We start from the raw sequence: 11922 nt of genomic DNA, 5'->3' as shown, positions 1-11922 counted from the left end.
GTTCTTTAGATTTATTATTTATAAATAATCTTCATATTTTTTATACAAGCTCAAAACTAGTTCTAAACAAACGTTGATAATAATATTCCATCTATCATCATCATCGTTTGGTACCATTGTTTCTTGAGAAGCTCTGAAATGAACAATAGAGTTCCTAAGTTTATAAATAAATTTATAGGAATTTTCACAACTTCCTAATCTCTTAGTAATTTTTTCTTCTCCATTCAGCAGTTTTTCTAATGTCTCTTCTTCGCGCAATTTTAATGATATTTCTTCTTCACAAAGAGTAGCAAAATCTTGAAAATTTAATAAATCTTTCTTTTCAAGGATTGTATCATAAAATTTTTTTAACTTAGGAATTGAAAACAGTCTTTCTAAGTCTAAGCAGCGATAAACATCTAAAAAACAATGCTTCCACGAAAAAGAAACAAAACTGTATAACAAATTTTCATACGAAATTTTTGTGCTTCCTTCTTCACATAGTTTAACAAAGCACTCTAGAGTTTCAGGACTAAATTTTAAAATTCTTACAGCATCATTTTTAACCAATAGCAATAATGCAAGCCTAAACAATAATATTTCATCAATATCTTTTTCCGTAAATTCAAGGTTATCATAAACAAATGGACAATTTTTTGTAATTTGATAAATTTTGATTGATTCAAAAAAATCTGCGATTTTTATATATTCAAAACCTTCCTTTTTATTTTCTTCGATCTCATAAAAAACTTCATCCAAGATTTTATAAGGATCAACATCTTCCTTCACTCCAACCTTTAATCCGTAGATTAATGCTGTAAAAATACCAGAATTATTATCAAAATCTAATAATCCATATTCTTCTAGTGAAGACAAATCAATATTTTGCTCATTGAGACTAACTGAGATAAAGTAAAATTTACTATCAAATTCAAAAATAGCAAATTTTAGCACAGAAGTTAAACGTTTATCAGTTATTACGTTTAGTTCTTTAAGCCATTCTTTTTCTTGATCATTTGTTTGAATAAATCTAATATACTTTTCACCAAAATAATCAACTGTTCGATCAAATTCAGGATGATCATCAATAAAATCTTTGAGGGTATTAAAAATGTAGCGATTTGCCTCTACCATGTTTCTTGACATAATTTTTTTGTAGTTTGATACTTAAGAAAACTTCCTCCAGCAGACGGTCATGTCAAATACATCAAAGTTTCGGTCAATGAGTAACTTAAAAGCTGCTAAATAAAACTCTCGCTGGTAATAACCTGCCATTTTACTTGTTTTTTTACTAATTAACTCATTTAAGACATCAAAATTCAAAAACTCTCCTATTTCTTGAGAATTTTTCTGTTCCAATTTGTTAAGAAGTTGATCCGCATTTTGTGTTATCTGTTTCCATTTTTTTTGTTGATCTTCATAGGAATATTCTTCACCAGGCATTCCCATAATTTCTTGAGAAAATGCAGTAACAAATCCGAGGCAAGCCGGTTGGCTTCTGAAAAGATCTTTTCCTTTCTTTAAAAATTCTTTTGTTTCTTTACTCCCAATTTTTTCGGAACCGTCATATTTTCCAAACACAATATCAAACTTCAGCAAATAGTCAATCACTTGATAAAATCGATGATTAAAATCGGAGTTAGCAGCGGCTTCAATAAAATCTTGTTTTGTAAACTGATCTGCCAACTTTTCCTGAACATCAACTTTTTCCTTTTTTGCACCGAAAGAAAGGTACATTTCCACGATGTCGTCTGCATGGAACTCACACGGATTATAACGGCGACTAGCAGGAGCATTATCTGTCTCCATGAAAATTGTTATTTTGCCATTTCGTGCCTTTAGCTCTTTAATCATTGGTCTATAAACAACCTCGACCTGTCGTCGAAGGTTCCAGGGAAGTTGACCTGTATTTAAAACTAGCATTCTATAAGTAATTGCATTAACCTCAGATGCTAACCAATATTCTATTCTTAGTTCTTGTCCTTTAATTCTAGGATTTACCTGAACAGCTTCTTGAATAGCTGTTGTTCTTTGGATACCATCAATAATAAAAATATCATCATCTGGAATATTACGAATTGATTCCCGAAAAGAATCTTCACTAAAATCCCCCTGCTTAAGTTGCTCCAAAAATCCTTGATCTTTAACAATTGTACCAATAACGATGGGCGGCAAAACTGCACCAGCTTCTAAGTCTGTAATCATACGCTTACGAATCCTCTTGGCTGTACTGGTTTTGAGACTATCTCTTTGTCCCTCGATTCCTCCCTTGTTTTCAAAAGACTTTGATGTCATACTTAAATACTCATCTATTGTTATTTTTATAATTACAGAATAACAATTTACTCGTGTATCTTTAAGTATATCAAGTTTGGAAGGAGTGGTCAGAGTCGCATTCATAGGGTTTTAATGAATTTGATGAAGGGACATAGAGTGAAGGGAAGAAAGTCTAATTAACGATTGAAAAATAGGCTAATTGTTAATATAGAGTGGATACTCCTGGCATGATAACACAATTTTGAGATTAGAAGACATCAAATTAAGTGATCCCCTCCAGTTCCTCTTCTGTCAACGAATAGAGTTGACGTAATTTCTCTAATTTTGCCTCATCTGCTTGCCAAAAACCGCGACCATTAGCTTCCAACATTCGACCGATAATATTACGAAAAGCTTCAGGATTGGCTGCTTGTAAACGTTTAGCCATTTCTGCATCCAAGGCATAGGTTGCTGCCGCCTGATCATAAACCCAATTATCCGTAAAATTGACCGTACCACTCCAACCAATTAAAGCGGTTAAACGTTGGGAAATTTCGTAGGCTCCCCCTGAACCTTGAGCTACCATTGCCTCAGCCCATTTGGGATTAAGTAATTTACTCCGATATTCTAAACGCAAAACCTCTTCTAATTTTCGGGGTGTTGTGTCCTTTGAAAAACTTTCGATAAAGTTAGCCGTTACTTTTTTTCCCTGCTGAGTTTCCGCCGCTAATTTTAAACCACCCGTATTGCCATAATATTCCTGAATATCGGTTAAACCGTACTCCACTGAATCAATTTGCTGCACAATGCGATCGCTGGTTTTTAATAATTGTTGTAATACTTCAGGTCGAGCTTGACCCTTATCCTGGCGACCATAACTAAATTGATTGCGTTTCTGCCAGGTATTCGCCAATTCCGTATCCTTTTCCCAATTCCCATCTACCACTTGATCATTAACTAAAGAACCAAAATCTCCGGCGGGATTAGAAAAAAGTCGGGCCGTTGCATTTTCTATGCCCTGTTCCTGAAGGGCGATCGCGTGTTTACGAATAAAATTTTGTTCAAGGGGTTCATCCCTTTGGGCCGCCCGTTGAAAGAGATCATCTAATAATTCCAAAATATTGACAAAAGTATCGCGGAAAATACCCGATAGATTGGCTAACACATCAATGCGGGGATGATCAAGTTCAGCTAACGATTTTAATTGATAACGAACAATGCGACCCGTGCCTTCCTTTAACGGTTCAGCCCCCACTAATTCTAAGAGAATTCCCAAGGATTCCCCCTTGGTTTTAATCGCATCTAAACCCCACAACATCACCGCAACCGTTTCAGGATAACTCCCCGTTTCTTCGAGATGTTTAGCAATAATTTTTTGAGCAATTTCTCGGCCCCTTTCATAGGCAGCAGGAGAAGGCATTCGGTAGGGATCTAGTGCGTGGATATTACGGCCAGTGGGTAAAACCCCCGCCCCATCTCTGAGTAAATCTCCCCCTGGAGCAGGTAGAATATATTCGCCATTTAAACCCCGCAATAAATTTGTTAATTCGTCGGTATTTTGTTGAAGTAAATCCCGAATCTGAAAAGCAGCTTTTAAGGTTTCACTGCGACCATTGGCAAAGGAGAGTAAATAGTCATCGCTTTGGTTACGGGTGGCAATAGCAGTTCTTTCTGTTGGCGATAATTGCTCCCCAAAATAGGCTTCTAAATAACTCTCTAATTGTTCAGCATTAGGGGGTTCCCCTAGCGTATGTAAACCCGACGAAAAAAGACGTTGTTCAACGATTTGTAAATAATCATAAATTTGCAGAAAATATTCCTGTAAACTGTGTTGGCTAAATAAACGGGCATTTTCGTAGGTAAATTCAATACCCAATTTTTTACCTTCCGTAAAGGGACAATCTTTCTCTAAACCAGCATCGACAATTTTTTGACAAATAATGGGTGCTAAAACCGCATTTTTCTCAGGCTCTTCTCGATATTCACTGATTAAATCCCGTAAAGTCATTAATTCTTTGTATAAACCGGTTCGTCCATAGGGAGGAACATTATGAGAAATTAAGACCCCATAACCGCGACGTTTCGCTAACATGGATTCCGAGGGATTATTCGCTGCATAGATATAAAGATTGGGCAGATTTCCTAACAAAATATCGGGCCAGGAATAGCTTGTATTACCCAAGGGAGAACCCGGTAGCCATTCGACGGTACCGTGCATTCCAAAATGAATAAGAGCATCAGCTTGAAAATCCTTTGCTAACCATTGATAAAAAGCAGCATATTGAGGATGCGGAGTTAAATCTTTTTCAAACATTAAACGCATCGGATCGCCGGATAAGCCTAAAGGTGGTTGTACCCCAATCCAAAGATTTCCTAGCGTTATACCACCAAGATAAAATTCGTCTCCATAGGTTTTAATCCCTGTCTCAGTTAAAGATTGCCACTGTTTTTCAATACGTTTGATTAACAAATAGCCTAACCAATCTTCTAGGGTTCTCACCTGAACACTTTTAGCTTCAATTTCTGCTCGATTAATACTTTCATCCGCCGATTTTACCCAAGCAATGATATCTTCTCCCGATTCCGGTAAATCTCCCACTTGATAGCCTTGATCTTTAAGAGCTTTTAATAATTTCATTAAACTACGAGGCACATTTAAAAGAGCGGCGGTTCCTGTGGCTCCATAACCAGGGGGAAAACCGTATAGGATAATGGCAATTTTGCGATCGCCGGTTGCTTTTTTTCGTAAATTAATCCACTGTTTAACCCGCCCGGTCAATCGTTTAACCCGTTCAGAAATGAGATAAATATTCTCTCCCACTAAGCCGCCCAGGGGAACCGTATCGATCGCCCCATCTAATTCTGGTAAGGCGTATAAAACCACACTTTGCAAACCCCCAATGCCCTGTCTTGTCCAGGAATGAATATCTTGAATCAGCAGAGGTGCGGCAATCAAATAGGGAATATTTTTCGCGCTCAAAATGCCTTTGGCCACTTCTACCTGTCGTCCTGCTTCCATTGATCCGGCCGGCCCACCCACCAGGGGAAAACCAATGGTAGAAATAATGGCATCTACTTTGACAGCCTCCTGGCTAAGAGACGGCGTTAATTTGAATCCTAAATGACGTTGTTGCTGTTCATAATCCGTGGTGAGCCAATCCCTGACAATGACATGGGCTTCAACACCGTTAATAAAAATCGGTAATGGTAATAAACCAGCCGCTTCAAAGGCACGAATTAACTGGTTAATATAGGCTTGTTGACTAATAACGTGTTTTCGGTAAAGTAAAATAGCAATAATGGGTTGGGTGGCTGTCAAATGCTGCTCTTGATACCAGTTTAAATAGTCCTGGGGCGTGCGAAAATAACCACTATAATCGGGATGCAATAGCCCCATATTGGGCGTTTCGATGGGATCTGGAATAGCCCCTACTTTTAAACCCAAATATTTTTCCGCCAAGATCCAAGCCATTGCTGCTACATTTTCAGTTCCTCCCGCATTCCAATAACCATAAATGATGAGCCAATTGCGAAGATCTTGAACTTTTTTAGCGGGAATAAATTTTAATAATTTCGGCCCAGTTGGAACTGGTATCGTCTGATCAAAGTTGGAAAAAGTTATGGTGTAAGGCTTTGAGAAAATAGAAAAATAGTTTAAGACTAGACATCGGCCCGTTTTTATTATACTATTATTATTGTCATTATATCAAAGAAAAAGGAAACAGAAAACAATGTCAATATTAAAGAAAAGCTCTATGAAAATCCTGAATGATGTTGGCTTGTGCCAAGAAAAAGAGGATGCCTTATTCAAGAAAAACTGTCCTCATTGCTATAGTGAAAACGTAAAAATACATTCTCATTATCAAACGAAAGGTAACGGGGAACGTAAAATGTTCATTTGTCAAGAATGTAGTTCTTGTTTTGCTGAGACTTATGGTAGCGTAATCGCTGGCTTAGAAACCCCATTAAGTGAAATTGTAAAAGTATTAAAAGCCAGAATGGAAGGAATAGGATTAAATGCAGCAGCTCGAGCATTCGGCTACGCGAAAACAACAATATTGAATTGGGAAAAGAAATTATCAGGATTACAAGAGACATTATTTTTATACGCCTTAGTGAATGAATTTGTTAAATTAGTAATAGAAGGGGATGAACTATACACAAAAGTTGGAAAAAATAAAGAAGCAAGTGCCTCTGAGGGGTGGACAATCGTGCTCATGGACAGGGCTAGCCGCTTTATTTGGCATTTAAAATGTGGTCGAAAAGAGCAGAAATTATTTCTAGAAGCAATGATGACGGTAGCGGAATTATTTGAAAGGAGTGCAGAATCTCTCCAGTTATTTACAGATGGAGAAAAGCGATATAGTCAACTGCTATTTAATATTTGTCACGAAGTATTAAGGACTGGAAAGCGAGGTCGTCCCACCAAAGTATTACCGAAGGGTCTTGTAGTAAGACTAAAAAATAAGAGTAGTAAACGTCGAGATTCTGAGGGTAAACTAAAGAAAGTAGAAACTCCGAAACCAGAACATCCAGAGACAACAGAAAAACCAGAAGAAAAGGACGTCCATGCCAACCACGTTGAGGCATTTAATAGTGCTATCCGACGCTATTTAGCCGCCTTTCGTCGTCGTACAAATACTTATGCTAAATCTGTTGTGGGATTACAGCGAGTCCTAGATATTTTCTGGATGGTTCATAACTTTGTTCGCAGCCATTTTACGACGAAAAAAGTTCCTGCTGTAGCTCTCGGTATAATTGAAAAAGGGTTAACTTGGGAGGACTTACTCCAAATTCGCCTGATTTCTTGAACCTCTCGTATTGCAACGTTTGTAGCTTCTAGCTAGACGATACCAGTGCCGCCCAGTTTTTAAAAAGCTTAAATAACCGGCTAGTTTATCCTCTTCTTTGCCACTGGAAAATTTGCTTAAAATAAACTGAATCGGTTTAGGCATTCCTTTCGGTTTATCGCCAATTTTAAACTGGCCTAACTGCGTTAAACTCATTAATTCTAGGGCCGATTCAAAGACTAAACGAATGGGAATATTTTCAACCCTTTCCCGTCGCCACATCACCTGATCATAGTCAAAAATTAAACTCGCAAAAAAGACCTGCGCTCCTTGCAATGCTTCAGCAATGGTATTCTCTGCCGTTGTTAGTTGGCGATCGCTGAAGATCAATATTTCTAAATCTGGACAGCGACTCTGGGCTAATTGGGCAGCCTGACGATAGAGACCCGCATTAAAGGTTTCAAAGCCGGTAATGATCACAATACGAGGCATAGTCTCAATCCATCCCTAGAAAAATTCTGACAAAATCTTGACAACATGGGCAAAAATCACGCTGTACTTAGCATTGCGCTAACTCCTCTAGTCTAACGCAACCCTTTTGCTCTCTTGGCATCTGCTATGATCAACACCGTCAAAGTCGTTAACGTTGCAAAGATAGTGCAAATTCAGGTCAATGGAAATCGTTTCAGCCCTCGGATTGGATATTGGCAAAAAACGGATCGGCGTGGCGGGATGCGATGGAACGGGTTTAATTGCGGCTGGTATTACCACAATTGAACGCACCTCTTTTCAGCAGGATGTGGAGCAGTTACAGTCTTTAGTTACTTTGCGATCGGTGCAAGTTTTGGTGGTGGGTTTGCCCTATACAATGGATGGTAATTTAGGGTTTCAGGCTAAACAGGTGCAAAAATTTGTCCATCGTCTTAGCAAGATATTGCCCTTGCCCGTTGAATATGTGGATGAACGATTAACTTCTGTGGAAGCAGAAAACCAATTAAAGGCACAAAAACGGTTTTCGACTTGGAACAAGGGCTTAATTGATCAACAGGCTGCTCAGATTATTTTGCAACAATGGTTGGATCAACGGAGGCTGGGGAGGTAGGGGGACTAGGGAGATGGGGAGATGGGGAGACTGGGAGACTGGGGAAATGGAGGGGAAAGGATGTCAAGATCTGGTTTTAGGTAAAATTAGTACAAAGTCGTTTTTCTTCACAGTAAGGGGCGATCGCGTTTTATCTTTTTATTCAAGGGTAAGGGGCGAACTGTTGGATGTTTGATATGATGATTTATCATACCCAGAATATGATTTTTGTCCTTGCTATGACGCAATTAAGTACAAAGCAAAGAATATCTATTACCGTTGATGCCAAGCTACTTAAAGAGATTGATCTGCTCACAGAAAATCGTTCAGCCGCCGTTGAAGAAGGTTTGCGACTATGGCATCATCAGCGAATCGAAGAACAGTTACGCACTTTTTACCAAAACCTAAAACCGACTGAGCAACAATTTGAGCAGGACTGGGGAGAACTTGCCCAAAACCAAATGGAAGAAATTTTGGAAGCAGAAGGACTTTAAAATGGAAGAGAGTCCTTATCCTCGTCAGGGAGAAATTTATTTAATTCGAGCTTTAAAAACGTTAGGAGATACAAAAAAACGCCCCGCTTTAGTGATTTCTCTCAATATCAGAAATCAGTTTTCTAGTAGTGTTTTAGTCGTTCCCTTGACCAGTGACTTATCGGGTGGAGAAACACCTACTCGTATTCTAATCAAAGCTGGAGAGGGTGGGTTGAGCAAGGATTCTTTGGTTTTATGTGACAATATTTCTGCTGTCCGCAAGATTTACCTAGAGCATGGCCCCTATGGTTCCGTTTCTCTGGAATCTTTACAACGGGTGCAGCAAGGTATTCAAATTGCAATTGCTATTTTTTAGGGCGATCGCGTTTTATCTTTTTATTCAGGGGTAAGGGGCGATCGCTATTACAAATAAAATAATGAAAACTGATAAGTGGTTCTATCAACTATTTTTAACAATGCCAGGGATAATTGCGGAATTAATCCCTAATATTCCCCCTGATTGCGAATTTGATTACATTGCTCCTGTTGTCAAAGAACAAGAATTTAGACTGGACGGATTGTTTATTCCCCAGTCAGAAAATTGGAATATTCCCTTAATTTTTCTCGAAGCACAAATGCAATCAGATGCGGGTTTTTATGGACGATATTTTGCCGAAATTTTTCTTTATCTTCAGCAGTATCCAGAAAAGCGTCCCTGGCAAGGTTTATTGATTCTGCATAACCGACAACAATACCTCGGTGAAAGCGTTCCCTATCAAGTTTTGCTACGGGAGCAAGTCAAGTGTTTATACCTGGAAGACCTTTTGCCGCGTGCCGACATTAGCCCCAACTTGGCGTTACTCAAACTTTTAGTTCTTGAAGAAGCTGAAGCTTTTCACCTGGGTCGGCATATCCTAGAGGAGTCTGAGACACAAACGACCTTTCAACAAAGGTTAAACTTAATTGAGACTATACTGGTTAATAAATTTCCCCATTTGGGTACTCAGGAGATTTTAAGAATGTTAGACCTCAAAACAACAGACATTACCCAATCCCGTTTTTATCAAGAAGTTGTGGAAGTCGGAAGGCAGGAGGGACTTCAAGCTGGGCTTCTTGCTGGAGAGGCTGATCTAATTTTACGTCAGTTAACTCGAAAATATGGAACTTTAACTCCGGAAGTTAACCAACAGATTAAAGCGTTAACGATCGCCGAGTTAGGAGATTTGGGAGAAGCGTTACTTGATTTTGTGGAGATAAGCGATTTGGAAAACTGGTTAGGTCATTGTGGAAGTTCATCCTAAAGCTTTTTTAGGGCGATCGCGTTTTATCTTTTTATTCAGGGGTAAGGGGCGATCGCTATTACAAATAAACAATGAAAACTGATAAGTGGTTCTATCAACTATTTTTAACAATGCCGGGGATAATTGCGGAATTAATCCCTAATATTCCCTCTGATTGCGAATTTGATTACATTGCTCCTGTTATCAAGGAACGAGAATTTAGACTGGACGGATTGTTTATTCCCCAGTCGGAAAATTGGAATATTCCCTTGATTTTTCTCGAAGCACAAATGCAATCAGATGCGGTTTTTTATGGACGATATTTTGCCGAAATTTTTCTTTATCTTCAGCAGTATCCAGAAAAGCGTCCCTGGCAAGGTTTATTGATTCTGCATAACCGACAACAATACCTCGGTGAAAGCGTTCCCTATCAAGTTTTGCTACGGGAGCAAGTCAAGTGTTTATACCTAGAAGATCTTTTGCCGCGTGCCGACATTAGCCCCAACTTGGCGTTACTCAAACTTTTAGTTCTTGAAGAAGCTGAAGCTTTTCACCTGGGTCGGCATATCCTAGAGGAGTCTGAGACACAAACGACTTTCCAACGGGTGTGACCTTTAGTTGATGAAGGAAAAGAAAAGTGTTAACATGGGATGAAAAGTGACAAAGAGGAAACAATGATGACAGCAAAACTAATTAATGTAGAGGGTTCAAAGATAAAAATAGAACTAACATTAGAACTCAGTCGTTCAATGTTGGATACAGAAATAAATATTCAAAAAGGCTTAAACGAAGTAGGTTGCATCGCCAGCAAAGAAGCCTTGAAATATTTAGATACAGATGGTTCACCCTTAAAAATCGGTGAAGAAATCTGGAAGAGTAAGGGAGAGCAACCGAAAGAATATCAAACACCTTATGGTGAGGTTATAGTGAATCGTCATGTATATCAGCGTTCACCTTTGAGGAAAAACGTATTGCCCCTTAGAAAGAGAAGCAAGGATAATCATAACATCAACGCCATTATTGGCAAAACAGGTATCCTCAAAAATGTCAGGGATGGCAGGCAAAGAGGTGAAAAATGATTTATTAGAAAATCATGGTAGAAAAGTAGCGCTATCCTATATCCAAAGATTGAGTGAAGCAGTAGGAAGTGTGGTACAGGCAAAAGAAGAAGCGTGGAGTTATGCCCCGCCCAAGGAGGATAGCCAAATTGCAACAGTGGGAATAGGATTAGATGGAACCTGTATGCTGATGTGTGAGGATGGCTACCGTGAAGCAATGGTGGGAACCGTTTCCCTATACGATAGTGAAGGCGAACGTCAACCTACAATCTATCTAGGTGCGGCACCAGAGTATGGAAAAAAGAGTTTTCTAGAAAGATTAGAAAGAGAAATTGAGCGAGCGAAAAACCGTTATCCAGAGGCAACATTGGTCGGGATAGCAGACGGGGCAGAATCAAATTGGAAGTTTTTAGAAAAGCAAACGGAAGAACAGATATTAGATTTCTATCATGCCTCTGGTTACTTAGGTGCCTTGGCAGAAGCGTTGCATCCGAATACCGTGTCAAAACAAAAAGAATGGTTGACTGAAAATTGTCGAGAACTCAAGCATGAAAAAGGAAAAGCAGGAGAACTGCTAAATCTGATGAAAGAAGTCAAAGAAGAAAAAAGTCATTCTAAGAATCTTACCGAGAAACTACAAGCGGCGATTACTTATTACGAGAATCATCAGCATCAAATGGATTATGCTGAATACATAGAGAAAAAGTATCCGATTGGTTCAGGTGTTACGGAAGCAGCTTGTAAGACGTTGGTCAAACAACGATTATGTTGTTCAGGGATGCGATGGAAGGAAAAAGGAGCAGGAATTATTTTGAGCCTACGAGCTTTGGTATTGACCAAGGAACGATGGAGTCAATTTTGGGCAAAACTTGATCAATATGGGTTCCCTGTAGAACCCTGATTACAACAGCTTTTATCAACTAAAGGTCGCACCCTTTCCAACAAAGGTTAAACTTAATTGAGACTATACTGGTTAATAAATTTCCCCATTTAGGTACTCAGGAG

9 protein-coding genes and 2 pseudogenes are annotated in these 11922 nt (G+C 38.8%); 7 read left to right on the top strand and 4 right to left on the bottom strand.

What is annotated here, in order from left to right; all coding sequences use genetic code 11:
- Nucleotides 1–18: 18 nt before the first annotated feature.
- The 3 genes and pseudogenes from KA717_00370 to KA717_00360 form a co-directional block, all read right to left on the bottom strand.
- Nucleotides 19–1125, bottom strand: coding sequence for a hypothetical protein (locus KA717_00370; protein UXE61510.1), 1107 nt, complete (start codon nucleotides 1123–1125; stop codon nucleotides 19–21).
- 21 nt (nucleotides 1126–1146) lie between these two features.
- Nucleotides 1147–2274, bottom strand: a complete 1128-nt coding sequence (locus tag KA717_00365; protein ID UXE61509.1) for a hypothetical protein — start codon at nucleotides 2272–2274, stop codon at nucleotides 1147–1149.
- A gap of 244 nt (nucleotides 2275–2518) precedes the next feature.
- Nucleotides 2519–5815 (bottom strand): annotated as a pseudogene (locus KA717_00360) (cobaltochelatase subunit CobN).
- A gap of 151 nt (nucleotides 5816–5966) precedes the next feature.
- Between KA717_00360 and KA717_00355 the strand changes: the two are divergent.
- Nucleotides 5967–7046, top strand: coding sequence for an IS1 family transposase (locus tag KA717_00355; protein UXE61508.1), 1080 nt, complete (start codon nucleotides 5967–5969; stop codon nucleotides 7044–7046).
- Here the strand turns inward: KA717_00355 and KA717_00350 are convergent.
- On the bottom strand, nucleotides 7020–7505 hold the full coding sequence (locus tag KA717_00350; protein ID UXE61507.1) for a DUF3479 domain-containing protein: 486 nt from the start codon (nucleotides 7503–7505) through the stop codon (nucleotides 7020–7022). The genes KA717_00355 and KA717_00350 overlap by 27 nt on opposite strands.
- A 193-nt stretch (nucleotides 7506–7698) precedes the next feature.
- Here KA717_00350 and ruvX point away from each other — a divergent pair, with 193 nt between their 5' ends.
- The 6 genes and pseudogenes from ruvX (at nucleotide 7699) to KA717_00320 (ending at nucleotide 11818) form a co-directional block, all read left to right on the top strand.
- The gene (ruvX, locus tag KA717_00345; protein UXE61506.1) at nucleotides 7699–8127 is read left to right on the top strand and encodes a Holliday junction resolvase RuvX; all 429 of its coding nucleotides are present in this window, start codon (nucleotides 7699–7701) and stop codon (nucleotides 8125–8127) included.
- A gap of 218 nt (nucleotides 8128–8345) precedes the next feature.
- On the top strand, nucleotides 8346–8600 hold the full coding sequence (locus tag KA717_00340) for a ribbon-helix-helix domain-containing protein (GenBank protein ID UXE61505.1): 255 nt from the start codon (nucleotides 8346–8348) through the stop codon (nucleotides 8598–8600).
- Between the two features lies 1 nt (nucleotide 8601).
- Nucleotides 8602–8955 (top strand): type II toxin-antitoxin system PemK/MazF family toxin, encoded by a 354-nt coding sequence (locus KA717_00335; protein ID UXE61504.1) that lies wholly within the window; start codon nucleotides 8602–8604, stop codon nucleotides 8953–8955.
- Between the two features lie 100 nt (nucleotides 8956–9055).
- Entirely contained in the window at nucleotides 9056–9880 is an 825-nt protein-coding gene (locus KA717_00330; GenBank protein UXE61503.1) for a DUF2887 domain-containing protein, read from the top strand.
- Between the two features lie 110 nt (nucleotides 9881–9990).
- The gene (locus KA717_00325) at nucleotides 9991–10470 is read left to right on the top strand and encodes an Rpn family recombination-promoting nuclease/putative transposase (protein ID UXE61502.1); all 480 of its coding nucleotides are present in this window, start codon (nucleotides 9991–9993) and stop codon (nucleotides 10468–10470) included.
- Between the two features lie 66 nt (nucleotides 10471–10536).
- A pseudogene (locus KA717_00320) lies at nucleotides 10537–11818 on the top strand (ISKra4 family transposase).
- The last annotated feature ends 104 nt before the right edge of the window (nucleotides 11819–11922 follow it).

This window comes from Woronichinia naegeliana WA131, assembly GCA_025370055.1.
GTDB classification, from domain to species: Bacteria; Cyanobacteriota; Cyanobacteriia; order Cyanobacteriales; family Microcystaceae; genus Woronichinia; species Woronichinia naegeliana.
This window is presented reverse-complemented; position numbering and strand designations above follow the sequence as displayed.

What these genes read in the sequence shown, in the direction of transcription:
- KA717_00370 (UXE61510.1), bottom strand. Translation starts at nt 1,125, where the DNA reads ATGTCAAGAAACATGGTAGAGGCAAATCGCTACATTTTTAATACCCTC.
- KA717_00365 (UXE61509.1), bottom strand. Translation starts at nt 2,274, where the DNA reads ATGACATCAAAGTCTTTTGAAAACAAGGGAGGAATCGAGGGACAAAGA.
- KA717_00355 (UXE61508.1), top strand. Translation starts at nt 5,967, where the DNA reads ATGTCAATATTAAAGAAAAGCTCTATGAAAATCCTGAATGATGTTGGC.
- ruvX (UXE61506.1), top strand. Translation starts at nt 7,699, where the DNA reads ATGGAAATCGTTTCAGCCCTCGGATTGGATATTGGCAAAAAACGGATC.
- KA717_00340 (UXE61505.1), top strand. Translation starts at nt 8,346, where the DNA reads ATGACGCAATTAAGTACAAAGCAAAGAATATCTATTACCGTTGATGCC.
- KA717_00335 (UXE61504.1), top strand. Translation starts at nt 8,602, where the DNA reads ATGGAAGAGAGTCCTTATCCTCGTCAGGGAGAAATTTATTTAATTCGA.
- KA717_00330 (UXE61503.1), top strand. Translation starts at nt 9,056, where the DNA reads ATGCCAGGGATAATTGCGGAATTAATCCCTAATATTCCCCCTGATTGC.
- KA717_00325 (UXE61502.1), top strand. Translation starts at nt 9,991, where the DNA reads ATGCCGGGGATAATTGCGGAATTAATCCCTAATATTCCCTCTGATTGC.